General features: G+C 60.9%; 19 protein-coding genes and 5 pseudogenes. 11 read left to right on the top strand and 13 right to left on the bottom strand.

The features are described from left to right. The 4 genes and pseudogenes from AC1D1Z_RS17730 to AC1D1Z_RS17715 form a co-directional block, all read right to left on the bottom strand. On the bottom strand, window positions 1-542 hold a 542-nt coding region (locus AC1D1Z_RS17730), incomplete at its 3' end, for an MFS transporter (RefSeq protein ID WP_477851405.1). Window positions 543-844: 302 nt separating this feature from the next. Further along, on the bottom strand, window positions 845-1,453 hold the full coding sequence (locus AC1D1Z_RS17725; RefSeq protein WP_018245189.1) for a J domain-containing protein: 609 nt from the start codon (window positions 1,451-1,453) through the stop codon (window positions 845-847). A gap of 384 nt (window positions 1,454-1,837) precedes the next feature. After that, a pseudogene (locus tag AC1D1Z_RS17720) lies at window positions 1,838-2,040 on the bottom strand (IS66 family transposase zinc-finger binding domain-containing protein); the annotation flags it as partial. Between the two features lie 110 nt (window positions 2,041-2,150). Beyond that, window positions 2,151-3,335 carry an MFS transporter gene (locus tag AC1D1Z_RS17715; protein ID WP_018245188.1) on the bottom strand — a complete coding sequence of 395 codons (1,185 nt, stop codon included), beginning with the start codon at window positions 3,333-3,335 and terminating at the stop codon, window positions 2,151-2,153. A 166-nt stretch (window positions 3,336-3,501) separates the two neighbouring features. Here AC1D1Z_RS17715 and AC1D1Z_RS17710 point away from each other — a divergent pair. Then, a pseudogene (locus AC1D1Z_RS17710) lies at window positions 3,502-3,611 on the top strand (DUF4105 domain-containing protein); the annotation flags it as partial. 123 nt (window positions 3,612-3,734) lie between these two features. Here the strand turns inward: AC1D1Z_RS17710 and AC1D1Z_RS17705 are convergent. Beyond that, window positions 3,735-4,147: pseudogene (locus AC1D1Z_RS17705) on the bottom strand (IS6 family transposase); the annotation flags it as partial. Between the two features lie 131 nt (window positions 4,148-4,278). Next, window positions 4,279-4,416, bottom strand: a complete 138-nt coding sequence (locus tag AC1D1Z_RS17700) for a hypothetical protein (RefSeq protein ID WP_155256964.1) — start codon at window positions 4,414-4,416, stop codon at window positions 4,279-4,281. 205 nt (window positions 4,417-4,621) lie between these two features. Here AC1D1Z_RS17700 and AC1D1Z_RS17695 point away from each other — a divergent pair, with 205 nt between their 5' ends. Then, the gene (locus AC1D1Z_RS17695) at window positions 4,622-5,542 is read left to right on the top strand and encodes an ArdC family protein (protein WP_018245186.1); all 921 of its coding nucleotides are present in this window, start codon (window positions 4,622-4,624) and stop codon (window positions 5,540-5,542) included. A 177-nt stretch (window positions 5,543-5,719) separates the two neighbouring features. Here AC1D1Z_RS17695 and AC1D1Z_RS17690 read toward each other — a convergent pair whose 3' ends face one another. After that, window positions 5,720-6,910, bottom strand: coding sequence for a DUF1173 domain-containing protein (locus AC1D1Z_RS17690; RefSeq protein WP_026188652.1), 1,191 nt, complete (start codon window positions 6,908-6,910; stop codon window positions 5,720-5,722). Between the two features lie 123 nt (window positions 6,911-7,033). On the opposite strand from AC1D1Z_RS17690, the pseudogene AC1D1Z_RS17685 reads away from it, so the two are divergent. Beyond that, window positions 7,034-7,240: pseudogene (locus tag AC1D1Z_RS17685) on the top strand (hypothetical protein); the annotation flags it as partial. Between the two features lie 77 nt (window positions 7,241-7,317). On the opposite strand, the gene AC1D1Z_RS17680 reads toward AC1D1Z_RS17685, so the two are convergent. The 3 genes from AC1D1Z_RS17680 to AC1D1Z_RS17670 form a co-directional block, all read right to left on the bottom strand. Continuing rightward, complete coding sequence (locus tag AC1D1Z_RS17680; protein WP_018245182.1) at window positions 7,318-7,824, bottom strand: RES family NAD+ phosphorylase; 507 nt, start codon at window positions 7,822-7,824, stop codon at window positions 7,318-7,320. Next, the gene (gene parS / locus AC1D1Z_RS17675) at window positions 7,821-8,303 is read right to left on the bottom strand and encodes a type II RES/Xre toxin-antitoxin system antitoxin (RefSeq protein WP_018245181.1); all 483 of its coding nucleotides are present in this window, start codon (window positions 8,301-8,303) and stop codon (window positions 7,821-7,823) included. Before parS ends, AC1D1Z_RS17680 begins: the two co-directional genes overlap by 4 nt. Window positions 8,304-8,531: 228 nt before the next feature. Next, window positions 8,532-8,816 carry a WGR domain-containing protein gene (locus AC1D1Z_RS17670; RefSeq protein WP_018517764.1) on the bottom strand — a complete coding sequence of 95 codons (285 nt, stop codon included), beginning with the start codon at window positions 8,814-8,816 and terminating at the stop codon, window positions 8,532-8,534. A gap of 635 nt (window positions 8,817-9,451) precedes the next feature. Here AC1D1Z_RS17670 and AC1D1Z_RS17665 point away from each other — a divergent pair. The 5 genes and pseudogenes from AC1D1Z_RS17665 to AC1D1Z_RS17645 all read left to right on the top strand — a co-directional run bounded on the left by AC1D1Z_RS17665 (window position 9,452) and on the right by AC1D1Z_RS17645 (window position 11,755). Further along, on the top strand, window positions 9,452-9,775 hold the full coding sequence (locus AC1D1Z_RS17665) for a DUF736 domain-containing protein (RefSeq protein ID WP_018245179.1): 324 nt from the start codon (window positions 9,452-9,454) through the stop codon (window positions 9,773-9,775). A gap of 316 nt (window positions 9,776-10,091) precedes the next feature. Next, window positions 10,092-10,250, top strand: coding sequence for a hypothetical protein (locus tag AC1D1Z_RS17660; RefSeq protein WP_018245178.1), 159 nt, complete (start codon window positions 10,092-10,094; stop codon window positions 10,248-10,250). A 246-nt stretch (window positions 10,251-10,496) separates the two neighbouring features. Then, a pseudogene (locus AC1D1Z_RS17655) lies at window positions 10,497-11,023 on the top strand (hypothetical protein). Window positions 11,024-11,075: 52 nt separating this feature from the next. Further along, the gene (locus AC1D1Z_RS17650) at window positions 11,076-11,345 is read left to right on the top strand and encodes a type II toxin-antitoxin system prevent-host-death family antitoxin (RefSeq protein WP_018245177.1); all 270 of its coding nucleotides are present in this window, start codon (window positions 11,076-11,078) and stop codon (window positions 11,343-11,345) included. Next, on the top strand, window positions 11,342-11,755 hold the full coding sequence (locus AC1D1Z_RS17645) for a hypothetical protein (RefSeq protein WP_018245176.1): 414 nt from the start codon (window positions 11,342-11,344) through the stop codon (window positions 11,753-11,755). The genes AC1D1Z_RS17650 and AC1D1Z_RS17645 overlap by 4 nt, the downstream gene beginning before the upstream one ends. 149 nt (window positions 11,756-11,904) lie before the next feature. On the opposite strand, the gene traG is transcribed toward AC1D1Z_RS17645, so the two are convergent. From traG to AC1D1Z_RS17630, 3 genes are read right to left on the bottom strand one after another with little or no spacing between them, the layout of a single operon-like run. Then, window positions 11,905-13,818 (bottom strand): Ti-type conjugative transfer system protein TraG, encoded by a 1,914-nt coding sequence (gene traG / locus AC1D1Z_RS17640; RefSeq protein ID WP_018245175.1) that lies wholly within the window; start codon window positions 13,816-13,818, stop codon window positions 11,905-11,907. Further along, the gene (locus AC1D1Z_RS17635; RefSeq protein WP_018245174.1) at window positions 13,809-14,048 is read right to left on the bottom strand and encodes a conjugal transfer protein TraD; all 240 of its coding nucleotides are present in this window, start codon (window positions 14,046-14,048) and stop codon (window positions 13,809-13,811) included. The genes traG and AC1D1Z_RS17635 overlap by 10 nt, the downstream gene beginning before the upstream one ends. After that, window positions 14,038-14,325 carry a TraC family protein gene (locus tag AC1D1Z_RS17630; protein WP_018245173.1) on the bottom strand — a complete coding sequence of 96 codons (288 nt, stop codon included), beginning with the start codon at window positions 14,323-14,325 and terminating at the stop codon, window positions 14,038-14,040. Before AC1D1Z_RS17630 ends, AC1D1Z_RS17635 begins: the two co-directional genes overlap by 11 nt. A gap of 221 nt (window positions 14,326-14,546) precedes the next feature. Here AC1D1Z_RS17630 and traA point away from each other — a divergent pair, with 221 nt between their 5' ends. From traA to AC1D1Z_RS17615, 3 genes are all read left to right on the top strand, one after another. After that, complete coding sequence (gene traA, locus AC1D1Z_RS17625; protein WP_477851397.1) at window positions 14,547-19,157, top strand: Ti-type conjugative transfer relaxase TraA; 4,611 nt, start codon at window positions 14,547-14,549, stop codon at window positions 19,155-19,157. Window positions 19,158-20,264: 1,107 nt separating this feature from the next. Further along, a complete protein-coding gene (locus AC1D1Z_RS17620) occupies window positions 20,265-20,948 on the top strand; it encodes a winged helix-turn-helix transcriptional regulator (RefSeq protein WP_477851395.1) in 684 nt (227 codons plus the stop codon). A 123-nt stretch (window positions 20,949-21,071) separates the two neighbouring features. Beyond that, window positions 21,072-22,313, top strand: coding sequence for an 8-amino-7-oxononanoate synthase family protein (locus AC1D1Z_RS17615; protein ID WP_018246079.1), 1,242 nt, complete (start codon window positions 21,072-21,074; stop codon window positions 22,311-22,313). Window position 22,314 lies beyond the last annotated feature (1 nt).

The following is a 22,314-nucleotide window of genomic DNA, read 5'->3' as shown; positions in this document are numbered from 1 at the left end:
ACAATGGCCAGTGTAATCGTGGCCGCGCCCGTGAGGTACCAGACCATCTGCCAGTGGCCGCTTCCGGCGTATGCGGCCACGAGTGCGCTGTTGATGAGGACGCCAAAGGCCGGCGCGCTGGAGATCAGGCTCATGGCAAAGCCGCGCTGTTCAGCTCCCACCACCCGCGAGGCGAGATTAATCATCGGCACGAAGGTCGATGCGCCCGTTGCGCCGGCGACCATCAGCAGCCCGGCAACAACATAGAGATTGTCGATGATGGGGATGCCCGACAGGCAAAGCCCGCAGAGCGACACGGACGCCACCACCGTCCGCGCTGCACCGATGCGATGGACGAGCCAGGTGCCGAGCACGGCAAATGCCACCGTGGAAAACTGGACTAGGCCGGTGACAGTGCCGACGAACGCATAGTCGAAGGCAAGATCTTTCCGCATGTCGGGGATGATCTGGGGAAACAGGCTGAGGCCGAAGCCGTAACACGTGCCGACGCAGGCGATCATGACGGCGACGAGAACGTTACTCGGGATTCGCACGCTAGTCATGATGATCGGCCTTTGTTGGCAACCGCGTTCCCCCCGCTCGACGCGATGATCATCTAGCATGGGCAGCCGGTGGACTGTCGGGTCTGCGACGCCTGTTGCCGATATTGCCGCGCTTCGGGTGCCCCGGCATTGAGCGCGCCAATAGTCTTGCGCGCGCCCGGGCATGGTCGTGACCGCGTCTGGTGCAAGGCGGCCATCCAGCCTGGCTTGCAAATCGCAGAGGCTAATGTTCGAGCGGCCATCAAGGCAGTCGCAACATGCTTCGGCAGGCCCTCCCATCTGGCCGCGACGAGACCTCCCGCCTAGCAGAACCCGTTCAACTTGAGAATCTTATGGGCGTCGATTGCCGCCCGGAGTTCATCTTCGGAGTTTCGATCTCCTCGGTTAGCATCTGGATGGTGCATCTTCAGCATCTGCTTGTAGCGTCGTCTAATCTCCTCAGACGTCGCGTCCTGCGAAAGGCCGAGCGTTTCGAAGGCTTTTGCTTCCAATACCTTGAGCTTACGTCGCTGAAGATCAGCTTTCGTTGTTTGATGTTGAGCAGCAATCTTGCGAGCGTTAAGGGTTTTTGCCGTACCGGAGCGAACGGTCGAAGGAAGCGGCATCTCTGTCGCCTGATCAACGCGGGTCCCCCACGTCTTACGGCTGCCGTTTGCTGCTTCCCTCTGATAGCGGGCGGTCACTGGATCAGACAGATTGCTCGCGAAATTATATCCCTTATTGTATTCCCTCGCATGTTGCGCGCAGAACACCAGGTATAATCCTTCCGCATCTCGCCCGACGGGCGCACGATTGGTGCCGCCGCTTTCGCAACCGTCCCACTGGCATTTCGACTGGTAAGGCTCGCGGAGCGGAGCCGATTTTTTGCTCGTTGGCCTCAGGCCGACGAAAATCTTCGAATCAAACGTCATCGCGCGTTATATGGCGGTCTCATCGAGGCGGCAAGCAAACCATCCACGAGATTTCAGAAAGATGACGATGGAGGCGCGCCGATAGTCGGGACAGGTGGTTCCTGCTCCGGCTCTTTACGCCTTGCCCGTCACCGGCGCTCAGTTGCCTCGCGCACTCCATCCTCGTCCCAACCCCCTCAATGTCTGAAGCGCGATGAGCGTCTCGATTTTCGCCCTTTTCCACTACCTGCGAAGTCTCATTGAGTTGGCGCCTAGCAGCTCGAGACATGACGAGGTTCGGAGCGCGATCCACATCTTCACGGTGGTAGCTGGGCGATGCCATACAGGTCATTTGGCAGCACCTTGCTAATCAAGAGGTTGAGATCGATGCCTTGGCTGCCCCTTGATCTGGGCTCGCCGATAGAGCGGGTCGGCGTGCTTGGACACTAGGACATGTGCGATGGTCGTCTCCGTCGGCAATCCAGCCTGGATCAATCCTGCAGGAGCCTGAGCCTGAACAACACCATCGATCCAGACACGGCAGGCGTATAGGGGCGACGGGTGACGATCACGCGGAACTGCGCCGGGATGACATCCAGCCGCTCGGACGGACATCAAACGTATACATGTCAAGGGAGCACCGAGCACGCCGCTACGGCGTGCTCGCCTATGCTTTTCGCTGAACCAATCGAGCCGCCGAAACCGGCAGCTCGATCCGTCACCCGTTGACCCTCCGAACGCTCGCAACGCTGACGTCGCAGGCAGCCCGGCGCGTAGCAAGCACCTTGACCGAAAAGAGCGCGTAGATGATCAACGGAAGGCAGACGAGATAGGATGTCCTGATGCCCGCATGTTCGGCAATGAAACCGAGCAGCGGCGGCGCCAGGAAGAAGACGACGAAGGTCATCTGGCCAAGGGCAGCGACGTTGAGATGGGCCGCGCGATCTGTGCGCTGGGCCGCCGCCGAGACGGCGAGAGGATAGACCGCGCTGCAGCCTGCGCCCATCAGGGCAAAGCCCGTCAGCGCGACATAGGCATGCGGCGCGCCCCAGACGGCGCAGATGCCGATCGCCGAAAGAACAAGCAGCATCGTGGCGACGGCCCGCGCGCCAAACCGATCGACCAATGGATCGACGAACAGGCGCGCCAGCGCCATGCAAAAGGTAAAGAGTGTCAATCCCAGTCCGCCGATGAAGGGCTCGGCTGAAAACACGTCGCGCATGTAGATCGCCGACCAGTCGATCCCGGCACCTTCGACGAGAAAGGCCGCGATGCCGATTACGCAGAGCGGCATGAGGCCCCAGGTGGGAAGCGCTACCAGCGGCACCTTGCCTTCGTTCAACGCGATCCGCGCCGGCGCATTGCGCATGCCGGAAATCGCCCACATGCCGAGCACAAGCACCGCGGCAAAGGTCATGGCGAGATGGAGCTGCATCGAAATACCGGCTTGGCGGACCACCGAAGAGACAAGCGCCGTGACGAAGAAGCCGAGGCTCCAGAAACCATGCGCCCTGTTCATCACGCCGCGTCCCAGCTGCGCTTCAATGCGGTCGATCTCGACGTTGAGATTGATCTCCAGCGCCCCGGCAAGCAGCCCCTCGACGAAGAGCACACAGAACACGACCGGAGCCGCACCGATCCACGGCACCAGCGACAGCAACGCAGACGTGCCGAGAACGGTAATGAATGCCGTCGTCCGCGCGCCGAGCCGGGCGATCAAGGGCGAAGACAATGTCAACGAAATCAAGGCGCCGATCGCAGCCCCTATCAACGTCAACCCAAGCTCTGACTTGTCGACGCCAAGCGCCACCTGCAAATCCGGCATCCTCGACAGCAGCGCCCCAAGTGATACGGCGAAGAGAAAAAAGCAGACATAGATCCGCTGCTGCGGCGCGATTTTCATGATGCAACTCCGGGTATCGACGCTCGAAGCCGAACGCGCGCTTTTGGATTTGTGATGTCTATCTCACAGGGCCAAAGATCGAAACTTGTTTCTCACGGAACGCCTCGGAGAAGGTGATTAGAGACCGGCGCGATTTGCCTAGCCGCGGTGAGGTCCGCGTGCCGTTGTGATCGGTCTCCGCTCCAATTTTGCGGTGAGGACGTCCAGATCTACCGCCTGAGGGCTTCGCCGGCGGCTGAGAGGCTTGTTCTGCGCGAGTACGTCTCCGACGCAAACGGCCCTCGCGGCCACAGGGTTGAAAGTGATTGATCCCTGGTCCCGATAGCGACTGTGTGTTCGCGTTGGTTCAAGGGGAGGAACATCGACGCTAAGTGCGTTGCTTACTTCGTAAGGTCATAGGGCCGCCCCGTAGGAGCGCAATTTGTTGGTGATCATACGCTTTGGCAGCATGCCCTGCTTCTTCAGGCGTCGCGCCAGCAGGCGCTTGGCCGCCTTGGTGTTGCGGCGCGACCGCACGATCTCATCGAGCACATATCCATCCTGATCAAACGCTCTCCACAGCATTTCTGGCCATTGACGCGCACCACGACTTCATCGAGATACCAGACATCGTCTTCAGTCGACGCCTTATGGCGTGTGCGGCGCCCATAATGGCCGTTCTTTCGGCACCATCGGCGAATGGTCTCATGCGAAACGACGATCCCGCAATCGAGCATCATTTCCTCGACATCGCGCAGGCTCAGATTGAAGCGGAAGTAGAGCCAAACAGCGCGGGCCACGATTCCGATCGGCCCCTCGCCTGAGGGCGGGATGACCGACCTTGATCTTGAATGACTGGTAGCCGACCGGCCGCCGCGGGCGAAAACAGTGCGCAGAATGCCTCGTCGCTAAGATGAAAGTCCAGACCACTGGCACAGGCGCGGACCCCGGTCACGGCGGCTTCCTAGCAGCTAATGCCGACTGCCTCGCGCGATGACATCGCCGATATCGCCCGGTCATTGGCGCGGCCGGCCAGCAAGCGATCTGCGCTGCGGTTCATCGGCGATATGAGCGACATGATGCCGACTCGCTGATCTGCCACTTCCGCCTCCGTCAAAACCTCCTACTAAGATTGCAGTCATCGCGTCCTGCCCCGGCTCTGGTCCTGCCAGGCTCGCGCCGCCGGCAACGGCTTTGCCGTCCTCCACTGCGTTGCGGCCCTGCGGGTGCAGGCAGCACTTGCCGCCCGGCTTTCGGACCGCCGTAGCAGGTCGCGATGGCCGCGACCTCGAAACGGAGGTTCAGACATGAGCAGGCAACCATCCAATCAACGATCCGATATCTACAGCCGCATCACCACCAGGATCATCGCCGATCTCGAACAGGGTGTGCGGCCATGGACCAGGCCCTGGACGACGGGACAGGCGGCAAGTGAGGTCAGCCGGCCACTGCGCCACAATGGCCAACCCTATACCGGGATCAATGTCCTGCTCCTCTGGTCCGAAACCATCGCCCGCGGCTTTGCCTCATCACGCTGGATGACGTTTCGCCAGGCAATCGAACTCGGCGGCGCCGTCCGCAAGGGCGAAACCGGCACAACCATAGTCTTTGCCAGTTCGTTCATCCGCACCGAGACGACCGAGACAGGCACGGAGATCGAACAGGACATTCCATTTCTCAAGACCTACACCGTGTTCAACGCCGATCAGATCGCCGGTCTTCCTTACCGCTTTCATGAGATCGCACCTGTCCAGGATCCGATGCGCCGGATCGGCGATGCCGGCCGCTTCTTTGCCAATACCGGCGCACTCATCCGGCATGGCGGATCGGCTGCCTATTATGCTGCCATTCGTGATTACATCCAGATGCCATGCTTGGATGCCTTCCGGGACGATGCCGCCTATGTCGCCGTCCTCAGTCACGAGATGACGCACTGGACCGGGGCACCGCGACGGCTTGATCGTGATCTCAGCCGCTACGCAAAAGACAGGAGCGAACGCGCCCGCGAAGAACTGATTGCCGAACTCGGCAGCTCGTTTCTCTGCGCCGATCTTGGCATCGTCCCCGAGCTCGAACCACGCCCCGACCACGCAAGCTATCTCGATGGCTGGCTTAAGGTTCTTGGCAACGACAAGCGCGCCATCTTTTCCGCGGCAGCGCATGCGCAGCGGGCCGTCGACTACCTGCATTCCTTGCAGCCGGAGTTCGACGAGGAGGCGGCGGCGTGAGCCGTCTCTTCCTCAACCATGCAGACGGGGACCACTGTAGCGCCGAAAGCCTCGCGAGCGCGGTGCGGGGCCCTCTGCCTAGGGCACTAGACCGTCGATCCTCCGTGCCGTCGGTGTGGAGCATATGCCTGATGATCAAATCCCCTCGTCAGCATAGGCAAATCAAGACTTTTCGCTTCAGGGGAGCCTCGGCATCTCCCCCTCCGTGACGTGCCAGATCCAGGGTGTGATTTCCGGTATTGCGTCGATCATCTCAGCCAGCGCATTCTCGAAATCTTCGCTGGCGCCGGGAGGCACGATGAACATTGCAACGGGAGCCGGGCGTTGTTCCGGCAGGGTTACAGAAACGACCGGTTGCTCGCGGGAGAGATTGAAACGCAAGCCTTTCACGCTCTTTCGCTTCAGCCTTGAAAGCCGTTCCAGGAGATGTTGCTCATGGACGCTCTCGAACGGAATCCAGTTCTCGTTGACCACCATCATGGCGATCTCCTCGATGGATGCGATCCCGGTGTCTGATATCCCGAAGGTCGCAATCATGATAAGATGGAAGTCTTCGCTCGATCGCCAGAGCTCGAGATCCGTCTCGTATCTGGCACCCAACCGCTTCCACGTACCCTCCTCGATTATGAAGGGGAAGGGGAGGTGGCGGACGACGATTTTCCGGCTAACGCGGGCTGCGGCGAACCCCTTGACCTCCGCCACGGTCACCATCAGCTTCCGGGGCCCCGGGCGGGAGGCGTGGGCACCAGCAAGCGCAGCCGCCCGCCGCGCCGCTATTCCCTCGCGGTCCTCCTGATGAAACACTTCAGGCACGAACAGGATGTCACTTAACGGGTCCCCTTGCGCGGTCATCTGCAAGGCGGCGTTGAGAAGACTTGCCCGCACCCGGCTCCAACCGCGCTTGCCGGTCCACGACGCGCGCCATTCCGTAAGTTCCCCTGCCTCCCAGAGATAATGCAGGACGGCGCGCAACGAGAGCTTCTTCGTCTCGTTGCGGAGCGCGGCTTCAGACGCGTGCGTTGAGAGCGCTGGCGTGTTTCGTACACTTTTCTTTGTCAGAGGAAAATCGAGCCTCAGGGCGGCTTTCCCATTTGCGTCGATATGGATCGCGCTGCCGATCAAGGATCCAAGGCCCGATAGCTCGTAGGGCGGCTCATAGGAAGGGCAGGCGGGGTGATGACGATGCCCCGAAAGCGGCATGCGCTTGATGACATGGAGAGCGTCGACGCGCGCGATGTACATAGGGAGCGGCGGGTCTTTGCATTGGCAAAGTGGCCGGACGTTGTGCGTGTAAGCCTGTTCGAGGCGAGCCCGAAGCTCCGGAGCGTCTTCATCGAACGCCTGTTCGCCGATCAGAAACTTTCGCACATCGCCCTCAATCACTTTTTGCTGAGCCGAGCCGGGTGCGAAAATGTAGCACGGACTCCAGTTTCATACTACCTTAAAAAAGTCAGTATATTGGAGATGAGGCTGCGCGCCTAGAAGCGCAAGGGTGGCTCGCCGAAGGGCCTGAGCGCGTCGCCGCCTGCTGGGCCGAAGCACGCCAAGGCCGCTCCTTTTCGTCGTAATGACGAGATGCTCTCGGTCATGCCGACCGGCGTTATCATCTTTCCCGGCTCCGGCATCACAGGTAATCGCGCCGACAAGGCCCGCCGGCTCGGACTCCCGGTCTGGCAAGCCGCGGAGGATGGCAAGTGAGCGCTTTCCTTCGTGCGGGGGAAAGCCGGATGGTAATGAGATCGCGTCGCAGGTTGCGGCGACGCAATCGGGCTCGTTCATATCGTGGGTGGATGCAATCGTGTATCGAGAGCAAAAGCATCCTGGAACTTCAGCGCATAGGCGCCCGCCGCGCCGCCTGCCAGAAAAATCAGGTTCCAGCTATGCGGCGAGACCGCGCTCGGGATCGCGACGAAACGATGCTGTCGAAGCAGATCGTTTCCGAAGGCTTGTTGTCCCGCGCCGGGAATGCCCAGGCGCAGCCAGCTGGGATTGGGCACGCTTCCCGGATCGACAACATGGACATCGCCGGCATCGGCAATGACAGCTGCCGTCATCACATGTGCCACGGTGTCGAGCGCCCGGAACCCCTTGTGGACCGCAACTTCAAGGATCGCCGTCGCGGGATCGAGCGAGCAGTAGACCGCGTGAATCCCCTTGCTGTTCCAGCGGCCGCCAACCCGATAGGCGCCTTCCCCGCTATCCCATGTCGGCGCATGGACAACCTGATCGAGCCGCCACGCGACCAGTTCGGTCCCGCCGAGCGCGATTGGCAAAAGAGTCATGCATAGACGCCGTATTCCAGGCGGTCGAGATGATCCTCGACAAGCTCGACGCCGGCGGGCGTCCCGAGAAGATCGATCGGGCGGCGCTGATCAAGCGCGACCGCGGGACGCTCCAGCCATTGTTCGGCTTCTGCCTGCGATCCGAAGATATCCGTTGCCTTTGCGAGGATCTCAGCAAACTTCCAAGCGCGGCCGCTCTGTTCCTGGCTGAGCGGCTTGGAAGGCGTGTCCTTCCGCCGCTGCCAGGTGCGCAAGCTCATGCCCACCGCCTTTTCGAGGGACTCATTCTTGGCGATGACAACGAGATTGCCGACAAGGTAATCCAGCGCCGAGGCAGGCAGACCATGCAGAAGCAACTCATGCGCGTCGAGCGCATTGGTCAGGCGACGCGACAGAATGCGCGAGCCGCCGAGCAGTGCTTCAATTTTTTGCAGTTCACCGCCTGCTCCGGAGGAAGGTGCTTTTGCGGCGATGGCCATGATCTTTCTCCTGCGTCATCTGTCGTTCCTTACATGTCATGTGTCGCCATCAATTTCAAGGGCCGAGGGGCGCATCCGGCGTTTTCGCCGGACCGGGCTCTATTGCGCCGGCGAGCCAGCTTCACGAAGCCTGCGGTGCAGTGTTCGCGCCTGAAGGCGTGACGATCCTTTGCGCGGGCGGCTACCGCGCTGCTCTAAGACGCGAACGCGCGGATATGCATCGCGCGATCAGATCAGATTCCCGATGGCATCGCAGCCTCGGTCCGGCCTATAGCCCTTCCGACGCTTCCGGCGCGCAAGTTCGAGAAAATGCGCGATGGCTTCCCGTTCGGTCTCGAACACGTCGGTCCTCTCGCCGCCGCGTCTGCCGATCCGTCCCCAGCTGCGCACGACCGCGGTTTCGCCGAACAAGGTAGGCTGGATCGCGAGCATGTAATAGCGCGCCATGTCGCGGCTGGCATCAATGCGCTGGCAGTAGAGGTGGAACGACATTCGGCTCATGCCGGGGATCATTCCCGTGGGGACCGATCCTGTCCAACGAGAGTTTTGAATCCTTTGCAGCCGATGGATTCCGTTTTGTGATGTGTCGGCGCGTTTGGGACGGCGCAGAACGCTCGACGAAGCCGGCCCTAGTCGCTCGGTGTGGCCGGGCGCTGACGGTTGGATCTCCCGATGGAATACTGTCGGATGCGTCAACCGGGACCAGGGCAAGTCGACGAAGGATCACGTGTTCGACCCCTCGAGCTAACAACTCCACCCGGCATGCCCTGCGGCCTGCAGGAAGCGCTGCGGTTCCAGCCCGCGCCGATCTCACCGACTGGCAACGTACCATTGGGCAGTTGGCGCGCGCCTCTCGCTTGCGGTGATTAGGAGCGGGATGAGAGCTTTACGCAGAATGGCGGCGAGGCACTCTAAGAGCTCCTAGCCCTCTTGTAGAGCCGCGACCCGGGCTGACGTGATGGTTTGTCCCGCCCTTCGGTTGCGTGAGACCATTCCCTTTCTCCATGCCGCCTTTCTAAGGGACCGGCCGCCATCAGCGTCAACCCGCAAGGGGTTCCCCTGCGCTGGCGCTCCGGTGACGCCWACGGCTCGGCCCCTTCTTCGGGCGCCATCGGGAATGGTCCCGAGCAACCGAAGGAGACAGTACCATGGCCACCACGATCGCAACCCTCACCGCAAAGAGCGACGGCACCCTCGAAGGCATCTTCGCCACCATCCGGGTCAACGCCCCGATCGCCATCGTCCCGAACGCCAGCAAGGCGAACGATGAAGCACCCGACTACCGCATCATCCACCGTAAGACCGGCTTCGAGATCGGCGCGGGCTGGAACCGCATCGCTCGCCTGACCGGCGAGGAATACCTCTCGGTCAAGCTGGAGGCCCCGGAGATCGGCGTAATCTTCGGCAATCTCGCACAAGCCCCCGGCGGCGAGCCGAACCGCAAGGTTATCCTCTGGAACAACCCGAACTGAACGACCAGCAGCCGGCCTCGAGCGATCGGGGCCGGCTTTCGCAGTGGCGGCTCCTGAGGCGGTCGGCTTTGCCCACCGCCTGTATTCGGTGCCAAACGAAACGTGGATTGTCTGCTCAGTTCGCCAAGTCTGCCATGAGGACCGTGCCGCCTCAAGGTCGCGCTGCCCCTCCAATTTTGCCTTCACTGCGGTTCCCTCCGCTGCGGAAAAATTGGCACCTCCGCGCGCCGGCTCCGCCGGTCGCTGACGCGAACCTTGACCCGACCCGATCCTCACGACCGCCGGCGTCATCTTTCACGTCAACAAGGAGATGACGATGACGAACGAAAACGCCTTCAACATCGAATGCACCATCGAGGAACTGCGCCTTGAAGCCAGGGAAGCGCCGACCGCTGAGGAGCGTCGCCGCATCGAGGCGGAGCTGGAAGCCGCGCGCGCCGAACTTGCAAAACAGACCGGAGAGGAGTTGCCGTAAGGCGGCTCTTTCTCACTGTACACCGAGGCAGCCAGCCCGGATCGACCGGCCCGTCCGCCTGTGAGGGTTCCCCTCGAGATCCCCGCCGGCTGACGCCGGAAGGGTCGCAACCCCTTTGGGGTCGCGGGTCTCTTCTCTCTCTGACGTCCGATTTTACTCTAGCAAATCCGGCGTCAAGGACGGCACTGTCTCCCCCCTCTTTGCCAGGGAGTGGCCGATCTCCGTCATCAAGAAGGAGATCACATTATGACAACCGATCAGAACCTCATGCCCTACGCCAAGCTTGCCGGTTTTGGGCTTGTCGTCGTCGCAAACCGCTTCGGCTACAACAGCGGTTTCTCTCAARAACTTCATGATCGCCTGATTGAAGGGCTCGAAGCTGCAATCGCTCGGATCCTGATGGTGATGGCATTGGAACGAAGGTTTCTCACCGGAGAGGATGAATTCGCCGAATATCAGATGCAGGGCGAGAACGAGATTTTCGGGCGTTTCACCATCAATTTGCTGGACGAGCTAGAAATTGATTTCGACACACATGAGTACCGCATCAACGGCGGCGACTGGATCAACGTTTTGACGGCGGATGAGGGTGGAGTCGAGATCCGGCTTCCGACGTTGGTTAGGTTGACCGACGAAGAATTCGGTCGATTATTTAGGACATCACCCTGGGAACTGGCATCCCCGTTCATGCGGTGCGCACTGCTGGACGCCGCAATTCCCTCCTAGGCAAGGCCGCAACTCGTCAAATCAGCAAATTTGCAACATTGTTGTAAATGCTGTATGTTGCAACAAATACAGCAACTAAGAGACCCAAAGGAAACCCATATGCCTAAGTCAAGCGGTTCCTATTCAACCAGCGACCTCTCCCGTAAGTCTGGCGACATCATCGCCGAGGCTCTACGCCATCCAGTGACCATCACCCAGCGGAATAAGCCCCGACTGGTCCTCCTCAATATCGAAGACTACCAACGGCTGATGAAGCAGTCGGACCGGCGTACCGTGGGGACCATCGAAACGATGCCTGATGAACTGGTTGCCGAGTTCGAAAACGCCGTCGAGGCATACGCAGGCGAGGACGAGGCAGGCCGCTCATGAACTACGAGTTGATCCAGACCGCAAGCGTCATACGCTATCCTTATCTGTGGGCGAGAGAGGCTGGGCGTGGAGAGACGGAAGGACGCAAGGAGCGGCCGGTAGCCGTCGGCGTGAGAATGCCGCGGCCCGATGGTGATCTGGTTCTCTTCTTTCCCGTTACCACCAAGCAGCCGGAGGCGTCGCGGTTTGCCGTGGAAGTGCCGGCTATCGAAAAGCGCCGCGCTGGCCTCGATGCTGATCGCAGGCTCTGGATTATCTTCGATGAGTTCAATACCGACATCGTCGGAAACTCATACTATCTGGAGCCTGAGCCGCCAACCGGCCGCTTCAGCAAAGCCTTCTTCCTGCCGCTGCTGCGTGAATTCATCCGTCGCCGCAAGTCGGCCACGGAGGTCAGCCGATTCCGTTGAGCAGGCCCTGAAAACTCGAATTAACGTTTGCGTACGAACTCGGTGCACAGAACGATAATCCCGAGAAGATCGATTGCCGCCATGATGGAATCAAGGGTCTCGCAYCCGCCCAACGCAACTCGGGCGGCGGCGCTGAACGTGTAAGCTCGTCAACTCCGCACGAAGCGATTGGCCTTTGCTTGCTCGTCCATATCCTTCCGCCGGAAATAGATCGCCCGGCCGCAGCGGATCGGGCTATGGCCTTGAACGATGATGATCTGCTCGTCCTTGCGCATCGACTGGGTGATCTCGTGCGGCATGATCAGCGGCCGKCGCTGGAAATTGACGCTCTCGGATTTGCGCGTGCCGCCGCCTTTCGTGTCCCAGCCGATGTTGCGCGACCGCCCCTGAACCTCGACGGTCATCTCCCCGCATTGGGCAGAAACATTGCGCGCCGTATCGAGGGCCTTGATCGCCGCATAGGAGGCGAAGGCGCAGCCATCGATCCATGACGTCGCGCCATCCTTCCCGAAGTGCCGTTCCAACTGGCCGACCGATTGATAGAGCAGCATCATGCTGATGCCATACTTGCGGCCGCGATCGCGTGCCTCTTCCAGCACGCGCATGTAGCCGAGCAGGTCGACCTCATCGAGCATGAAGAGCGCCCGACGGCTGAAGCCGCCATCGGCTTGAACCATGGCGTTGATCAGAGAGCCGATGATGACACGCCCGATGCCGGGGTAGGAGCGCAGGATCGACGCCGGGATATTGAGGAACACGTCCGTTTTGGCCGATACGATATCGCTCGACCTGAAGGCGTTGCCGCAGACAAGCGCGGCGTAACTATCCAATGAGAGCCATTGCGTATCCTTCGACGCCGTCGAATAGACACCGGAGAAGGTCTGTTCGGTCATGTTGGTGAAGACACCAAGCGTTTCACGGATGAAGGCAGATTCCGAGTGCTCCTGAATGTCGCGCAGCATAGCGAGCACGGAAGGTTCAGGCTCGGAAACGATCTGGCGCAGGCTGCGCAAGTTTCGCCGGCCGGCATATTCCGGCGACAGCATGACATGGGCGAGCAGTCCGGTCAGGAGATTGTGCGCCTGGTTCTGGAAGTAGGAGCCAGTTGAAGATTCAAAACGCAGGCTTTCGGACAGAAGCATGTGGGCGATGCCGACGATATCCTCCTCTTTTCGCATCGAATGCTCGATGCCGTCGAGGACATTGAAGCTCATGATTGGGTTGGTCGGATCGAGCACCATGACATCGCGCCCGAGAATGCGGGTGCGATGCTCAACCACCATCGGCGCAACCTCGGTGGAAGGATCGAGGCAGATCAAAGGGCCGGAATAACGCAGTGCGGTCGGCAGGACGTTGCTGGTCGTCTTGTATCCGCCCGATCCGGCAAAGAAGAGCATATGGGTGGAATCGAAATCTTGGCTGTAGGTCAGGAGTGGCGCCTTGCCGCCCTGTCCCCACGTGCTGCGATCCTTCGGATCGAAGGGCACTTGGTGGACGGTTTCCTTGTCGACGCGGTAACGCTCGCCGACAACGATCTCGCCGTCGGGCGGAAAGAGCCTTGCTGCCGCCGACATTGAAAGCCAATCGGCATCGCCAAAGGTTCCGCCCCTTGCCCGTTTGACTGCCTCGGGCACGACGACGGAGATCCGGGCGGCAACCGCCACAGTCATGAAGCCCGCCAGGGCGCCGATGACGGCAACAAGATCCAGATAGGAAAGCGCCTGGTCCCAGGTGACGATGCCGCGCTCCACCGATGGCACGAGGCGTCCATATTCGCGCAACGCGTAAAAACCGGCGACGACGAGAAAGCACAAGAGGCTGGCCACGGCGATTGGCCGCCGGCGATGCAGCGGCAACGCCCAGACGGTCAAAAGTCCTGCGAGCGGCCCAAACAGGAGCGCCGGCACGGGTGCCGCTTGCAGGAACCAATATTCGATCTTGCCGGAGAGGCCGTGGGCCAGTGCCGGCCATCGCCAGCCGATGATGTAGACGCTGATCGCTGTTACGGCGATCGGCACGAAGACCAGCAGCAGGCTCGGATGCAATCGACCCTTCAGCGCCATCCGGCGGTCTCCTCGACGCGCGGTGTGGACGGACTGAGCGAAGGGCGCCTGAACGCCTCTTTGCCGATATCGCGCAACCGCCTATGTTCGGCCGATCCCGCTATCACTCTTGCCAGTTCGATGAGGCCACCCAGAAGAAAAGCCCGGTCGGCCGTCGACAGACCAGCCTTCACGACGATGCCGCCAAGCAGGAGTTTCTCGCGTGCTTCCTTCTTGCGGTCAGCCGTCATGTAAAACCTCCGACGTCGATCCAGTGCCATCAACTGCTGGTCGACGCGTTTGAGGAGATGCAGCACTAGTGCCTTTCTTCTCCTCTTTGCGAAATCGAGCGGCGATCTCTTCGAAGATCCGCTCGACCTCCTCGTCGGCGATCTCCATTTCCGCCAGCCCGGACTTCGTCGCCGCGCGGGCAAACCGCTCCGCCGATTTAACTATCAGAATTCGCCGACGTTCTCGCAACTTCTCCATCTGCGCATCGAGATCAGAAATTGATGATTTTACGGCCATTGGTGAATCTCCCTTTCCCGAAAATAGCCTCCGAAGACCGATTATACTAACTACAAAACGATAGTTAAATAGGCTATTTTCGACCAGCCCCAAAACGTCGCAGCCGGAATTTCGGCCGATGGCCGTCTTCCGGAAAAGCGGCATCGGCCCTGCGTTCCGATTGGTTTGAGGGCGCAATATACGTCGCTGTCGCGACGTGCTCGGGCGAGGTGGAGACGACAGTGGCGATCATGTTCGTCAGAGCACAGGTGATCGGCAGGGGCGCGGGACGCAGCGTCGTCTCGGCCGCCGCCTATCGCCATCGCGCCCGGATGATGGACGAACAGGCCGGCACATCGTTCAGCTATCGCGGCGGAGCTTCCGAACTGGTGCATGAGGAGCTGGCTCTTCCGGACCAAATACCGGCCTGGCTGCGGTCGGCGATTTCTGGTCAATCCGTCGCCAAGGCGAGCGAAGCGCTGTGGAATGCCGTCGATGCTTTCGAGAAACGCGCCGACGCGCAGCTGGCGCGCGAGTTGATCATCGCGTTGCCGGAAGAGCTGACGCGGGCTGAGAACATCGCGCTGGTGCGGGAGTTCGTGCGCGACAATCTGACTGCGAAAGGGATGGTCGCCGATTGGGTCTATCACGACAAGGACGGCAACCCGCATATCCATCTGATGACGACGCTCAGGCCGCTGGCGGAGGAGGGGTTCGGGCCAAAGAAGGTTCCTGTCTGTGGCGAGGACGGAAAGCCGCTGCGGGTCGTCACGCCGGATCGCCCGAATGGCAAGGTCGTCTACAAACTCTGGGCTGGCGACAAGGAAACCTTGCAGGCGTGGAAGATCGCCTGGGCGGAGACGGCCAGCCGGCACCTGGCGCTTGCCGGTCACGAGATCCGGCTCGATGGCCGCTCCTATGCCGAACAGGGCCTTGATGGCATCGCGCAGAAGCACCTCGGACCGGAGAAGGCAGCCCTCTCCCGCAGGGACGCGGAGATGTATTTTGCTCCGGCCGACCTTGCCCGTCGCCAGGAGATGGCCGACCGGCTGCTTGCCGATCCTGCGCTCCTGCTGAAGCAGTTGAGCAATGAACGCTCCACCTTCGATGAGCGCGATATCGCCAAGGCGCTGCATCGCACTGTCGACGATCCCGCGGACTTCGCCAATATCCGCGCGCGACTGATGGCATCGGACGATCTCATCATGCTGAAGCCGCAGCAGATCGATGCCGAAACGGGAAAGGCGAGCGAACCTGCCGTCTTCACCACGCGGGAGATGCTGCGCATCGAATATGACATGGGGCGGTCGGCGCGGGTTTTGGCGGAGCGCCGTGGTTTTGCCGTTTCCGATCGGGTGGTTGCAGCCGCGATCAGGCAGGTCGAAACGCAGGATCCGGAAAACTCCTTCCGGCTCGATCCGGAACAGGCGGATGCCATCCACCATATCACCCGGGACAAAGGTATCGCCGCCGTGGTCGGTCTTGCCGGCGCCGGCAAGTCGACCTTGCTTGCCGCCGCCCGCGTTGCCTGGGAGAGCGATGGTCGCCGGGTGATCGGTGCTGCCCTTGCGGGCAAAGCCGCCGAAGGGCTGGAAGACAGTTCCGGCATCAGGTCGCGGACACTCGCCGCCTGGGAACTCGCCTGGGCCAGCGGACGCGAATTGCTCGAACGTGGCAATGTGCTTGTCATCGACGAGGCCGGCATGGTGTCGTCGCAGCAGATGGCCCGCCTGCTTGACATCGCCGAGCAAGCCGAGGTGAAGGTCGTGCTGGTTGGTGACGCGATGCAGCTGCAGCCGATCCAGGCGGGCGCGGCATTCCGGGCGATCACTGAGCGGATCGGTTTTGCCGAACTTGCTGGCGTGCGCCGCCAGCGCCAGCCATGGGCGCGCGAGGCGTCGCGGCTTTTTGCGCGCGGCGAGACCGGGAAGGGCCTCGATGCCTATGCCCAGCAGGGGCATCTGATCGAGGCAGGGACACGGGCGGAAACGATCGATCGGATCGTCGCCGATTGGAGCCAAGCGCGCAAACAGGCAATCCAGAACTCAACCACGGCAGGCAATGACGGTCGTCTTCGTGGTGACGAACTGCTGGTGCTCGCCCACACCAACGAGGACGTCAAGCGTCTGAACGAGGCGCTGCGATCGGTGATGGTGGGAGAGGGCGCGCTTGGTGAGGACCGCGCTTTCCGGACCGAGCGCGGCGCGCGGGAATTTGCTGCCGGCGACCGCATCATCTTCCTGGAGAATGCCCGCTTCGTTGAAGCGCGCGCAATGCGTCTCGGCCCGCAACATGTGAAGAACGGCATGCTCGGCACGGTCGTTTCCACCGGCGACAAACGTGGCGACGCAGTGCTTTCGGTCCGTCTCGACAGTGGCCGTGATGTCGTCATCAGCGAGAGCAGCTATCGCAATGTCGATCATGGCTACGCCGCGACCATTCACAAGTCTCAAGGCGCCACGGTCGAGCGAAGCTTCGTGCTCGCCACCGGCATGATGGACCAGCACCTGACCTATGTGTCGATGACGAGACACAGAGACCGCGTCGATCTCTATGCGGCGAAGGACGATTTTGAAGCAAAGCCGGAATGGGGACGAAAGCCGCATGTCGATCATGCCGCCGGCGTCACCGGCGCGCTCGTGGAAACAGGACAAGCCAAGTTCCGGCCGAATGACGAGGATGCCGACGACAGTCCCTATGCCGATGTCAGAGCAGATGACGGCACCCTCCATCGTCTATGGGGCGTCAGCCTGCCGAAGGCGCTCGAGGAAGGTGGCGTCTCAGAAGGCGATACCGTCACGCTGCGCAAGGACGGCGTCGAGCGGGTGACGATCAAGGTTGCCATCGTCGACGAACAAACCGGCCAGAAGCGGTTCGAGGAAAGAGAGGTCGACCGCAACGTCTGGACCGCCAAGCGGATCGAAACCGCCGAAGCGCGTCAGCAACGGATCGAGCGGGAAAGCCATCGACCGGATGTGTTCAAGCAGCTGGTAGAGCGCCTGTCGCGTTCCGGCGCCAAGACGACGACGCTCGATTTTGAAAGCGAGGCCGGTTATCGCGCCCATGCCGACGACTTCGCGCGCCGCCGTGGTCTCGATCACCTTTCGCTTGCCGCAGCCGGGGCGGAAGAAAGCCTTTCCCGGCGGTGGGCCGGGATTGCCGAGAGGCGCGAGCAGCTGGCGAAGCTGTGGGAGCGGGCAAGCGTTGCGCTCGGCTYCACGATCGAGCGGGAACGGCGCATCGCCTACAACGAGGAACGGGCTGAACCCCAAACCGTCTTGGAGGCGGATGTTGCTCGCGGCCGATATCTGATCCCGCCCACCACGGGCTTTGCCAGGAGTGCCGAGGAAGATGCGCAGCTGGCACAGCTTTCGTCTCCTGCCTGGAAGGAACGGGAAGCCATCCTCCGGCCGCTGTTGGAGAAGATCTATCGTGACCCGGATGCAGCCCTTGTCGCCTTGAACGCGCTTTCATCGGATACAAGCGTCGATCCGCGCAGGCTTGCCGATGATCTTGCCAAAGCACCCGAGCGGCTCGGCCGCCTGCGGGGTTCCGAGCTGATCGTCGACGGTCGTGCGGCACGCGACGAACGAAATGCCGCGATCACTGCCTTGACGGACTTGCTGCCGCTCGTCCGCGCCCATGCCACCCAGTTCCGCCGGAATGCCGAACGCTTCGAAAGCCACGAGCAGCAACGCCGCGCCCATATGGYATTGCCGATCCCGGCGCTCTCCGAAAAGGCGATGGCACGTCTTACCGAGATCGAGGCGGTGCGCAGGCAAGGTGGTGACGACGCCTACAAGGCCGCCTTTGCGCTTGCCGCCGAAGATCGCTCGATCGTCCAGGAGGTCAAGGCGGTCAGCGAGGCGCTGACCGCCCGCTTCGGCTGGAGCGCGTTTACCTCGAAGGCCGACGCGGTTGGCGAACGCAACATGGTCGAGCGTATGCCAGAGGACCTCGCCAGTAGCAGAGGCGAGAAGCTGACCCGGCTGTTCGAGGCCGTGAAGCGCTTTGCCGACGAGCAGCATCTCGCCGAGCGCCGGGATCGTTCGAAGATTGTTGCCGGCGCCAGTGCCGATCAAGGGATGGAGAATGTCCCCATGCTTGCCGCCGTCACCGAGTTCAGGACCGGGATCGACGAGGAGGCGCGCTCGCGTGTGCTCTCAGATCCTCTCTATCGCCAGCAGCGAGCAGCGCTGGCGGCGGTGGCAAGCGCGATCTGGCGCGATCCGGTCGGCGCCGTCGGCAAGATCGAAGAGCTGCTTCAGAAAGGCTTTGCTGGCGAGCGCATCGCGGCCGCGGTGACCAACGATCCGGCCGCCTATGGCGCATTGCGCGGTTCCGATCGCCTGATGGACCGGATGCTGGCCGCCGGCCGGGAGCGGAAAGAGGCGGTGCAGGCCGTGCCTGAAGCCGCCGCCCGTTTGCGATCGCTCGGTCCGGCCTACGTCARTGTGCTCGATGCCGAACGCCAGGCTATCGCCGAAGAGCGACGGCGCATGGCGGTTGCCATTCCTGCTCTGTCGACGGCGGCGGAAGACGTGCTGATGCGACTGACTGCCGAGGCGAAGAACAACGACCGCAAGCTGACGGCTTCCGCTGCCCCTCTCGATCCCAGCATTCGCCGGGAGTTCGCCGCCGTCAGCCGGGCACTCGACGAGCGCTTTGGTCGCAATGCCATCATTCGCGGCGAAAAGGATCTCATCAATCGTGTGCCACCAGCGCAGCGCAATGCTTTCGAGGCGATGCAGGACAGGTTGAAGGTCCTGCAGCGGACGGTGCGCATGGAAAGCAGCGAACAGATCATCTCGGAACGGCACCAGCGGGCTGTCAGTCGTGGCATTAGTCTCTGAGACCAATGAATGAGCTGCGGGAGAGATTATGGACGGCAGGAAATCGCTGCAATGCGATCGCCCGCGCCTATATCGCGATCGAGATCAAGAACCAGGCGCGCGGTCGCTCGCTCGCCCGTCAGCTGTGGGCCATCCCTCGGCTCATGGAGTATTCTGTCAACCCAATTACTTGGCGGAGGCAGCGAACGGCTTCAAGCAGCGTGTCGATCGCGGGTGCATGACTCAAATAAGCTGACTTTGAGGATGCGCCCCATTTCCTCGAACTCAGCCGAGCTGCCCTTCAACGCGTCTGAAACTCCTGGTGCAGGATGCGGCAGGCGTCTTTCATGACAGGACTTTTGTAGCCATCGTATTCAGATAAAACTAGTCCCCCTGCTCTGCGTGTTGATCATGAACCCTTCGCTGTGGGGACACCCTGTCTGCCCCTACACGTCCCGCTCCCGAAATCTGCGTTCAACCGAGCGGCTGGCATGATCACCGCGAATCTGTCCGACCTATAAGGCCGGACAGATTCGTAGTGTCGGAATGCTGTCGGAGTAAACATGCGTGCGACATCAAAGCCGATGGCCCTCGCATTTGTTTTCGAATTTCCCCAACTGCTGGAAAACTCGGACCCAAAACTTGAAATCGCCTGAGCGACCGTCGGAGCGAGCGCTTATGGCACACCAGGCTGCCGCGGTTTTCGCATGTTGTCCGTAAAGCGAACGGACAGCAGTACTTATGTCCCCAACATCTGCATCACTCCAAAAATCCGGTGCGGTTGCGGCGCAGCCGGCTGAGAACCTTTCGAACATTTCGCGCATTAAAAAGCCCCGTTACCGTCCGGAAACAGGCCATCAAATTATGCCGGACGTCGATCCCACCGAGTGGGCCACGATCACGTGCCGTCCCTGGCAAATACGCGCTTCAGTGCGAAGTGCTTCTCATGCTCAACATTATGTTGTAACAAAACCGAAAGGCAAGCTATAAAAACACCCGCAATGAGAGCGATTTTCGCGATATTTTACGAATCAGGCTTGAGGTGTCACTTAGAATGAGGCAATCCGGTGAGAGTTTTGTCGTAGCAAACGTAGAAATGGTGGGGTCAACAGCTGGCGGTGCGAGCCGATGAGCSCACTTCTGGCGATCGTATCCCGGGATGCCGACTATTATTTGATGCTGTCATACATCTTGAGGGGGGCCGGATACAGGACGGTGCTGGTCGATATTCCAAACGAGGCCGTGGCGATCGCCGAGGAGCGCGGCGCTGCAGCTATCATCGTCGACTGCCAGCCGGGTTCACAAATTCTGGCTGATATCGCGTCGAGCCTGGGAGAAAAGGGGCTTGCCGACGAACTCACACTCATCGCACTCGTCGCCGAAAAGGCCGCTTATCTCGACATCCTGAAAGCCGACGTCGATGAGAGCTTCACAAGGCCGATGCCTCCGGAACGGCTGCTGTCTTATCTCCACGGTGAAATAGGCAATTCCTCCGACGAAGCGTCTGGCCGCTTCGTTCCAATATATGACGATCTGAAGCTGGACGTCAGCGGCCGGCGTGTCTTGGTAAGGGGTATGCCGGTTAATCTCAGCCCGATCGAGTTTCGTCTGCTGAGCGCTCTTATGGGTGACGCGGGGCGTGTTCTAAGCCGCGCGGAACTGATCGCGGTCGCTTGGCCGAAATCAGCTTTCGTCGAGCCTCGGACAGTCGATGTTCATATCGGCCGGCTCCGGCGTGCATTGAGGCGGGCGCTTGGCCGCGATTTGATCCGCACCGTGCCAAAGGAAGGATATGCAATCGACGTTGCGTAAAGTATGTGACTTCCCCACGTTCACATGTTCATCGAAACTTCCCGAAAACTTGCTGTCGCCTTCGTTGCATAAACGACGATCACGCGCATAGCTTGAAGTCCGTTGAACATTTGGGAGCACAACATGCAAGAGGCAGCTTCGGGCGCCGGATCGGCGAAAACATCCCACAGAAACACCGCGGGCCTGATCAGCCACGCGAGTCCCCACTTTGCCGCCGCCCAGCTCAACGGCTTGATGGCCCTCTATGTCCATCCGTCTGACGGTCGAGCGGTGGAGCTGCCGGTTTCGGATCGCCGATTGAAGCGCGTCGTCGACTTCGTCCGCTGCTCGTATCTCGGGCTCGACAATCACCCCTCAATCATCGAAGGCGCAATAGAGACAGTTCGGCGCTACGGAACACTACACTGGTCCTGCGCCCGGACGCGGCTCAATTTTGCAGTCCTCGGAGACCTCGAGGATGCTCTTTCTGATCTCTTCGGCGCGAGGGCTATCACCTACACAACAGTGCTTGCCGCCAACTTAAGCGCGCTTCCGCTGATTGCGTCCGGCGTTCTGACGGGCGGCAAAAAACCAGTCATGGTATTCGACCGTCTCGCGCATGCAACGCTCGCCTTCAACAAGCCCGTCGTTGCTGAAGAATGCGAGGTGCGCACTATAGGCCACAACGATCTTCAGGCGCTCGAAGAAATTTGCCGCCAGAACGAGGCGGTCGCCTATGTTTGCGACGGTGTCTATTCCATGGGTGGCTGTGCCCCGATCAAGGAGTTGCGGGAGCTTCAGGAGCGATACGGCCTCTTCCTTTACATCGATGATGCTCACGGTATATCGATTTTCGGGGAAAGAGGCGAGGGGTTTGCCCGTTCACAGATGCCAGAAGGTCTCGGTGAACGGACGATCATCGCCGCCTCGCTCGGGAAGGGCTTCGGAGCGTCGGGCGGCATGCTGATGCTCGCAACGGCGTTCCAGGAAGAGATCTTCCGGCGCTTTGCTCTCGCGCATGCCTTCTCGGCCTCCATCAATGTTGCGGCGATCGGTGCAGCTCTGGCCTCTCAGTCGATTCACCGCACACCGGAACTTGGTGTGCGGCAAAGGACGCTCGCAGAACACATCTCTCTTTTCGACGAGCTGGTGCCGACCGCACAGGCAGGGTCCCGACTCCCGATCAGGACCGTCGTCGTCGGTGACGAGCTTGCGGCAATCGGCGCTGCCAGACTTGTACTTGATTCTGGTTACTACACGTCGGCCATTTTCTTCCCGACTGTGGCCAAGGGAAGGGCGGGGCTGCGAATATGTCCGACTGCCGGCCACACGGCATCCGAATTGCGCGACGTCGCAGCTGCCGTCAATCGTGCTCTCAAGGGATAAA

The sequence above is a fragment of the Rhizobium sp. P1_E1 genome (genome assembly GCF_056406015.1).
This window is presented reverse-complemented; position numbering and strand designations above follow the sequence as displayed.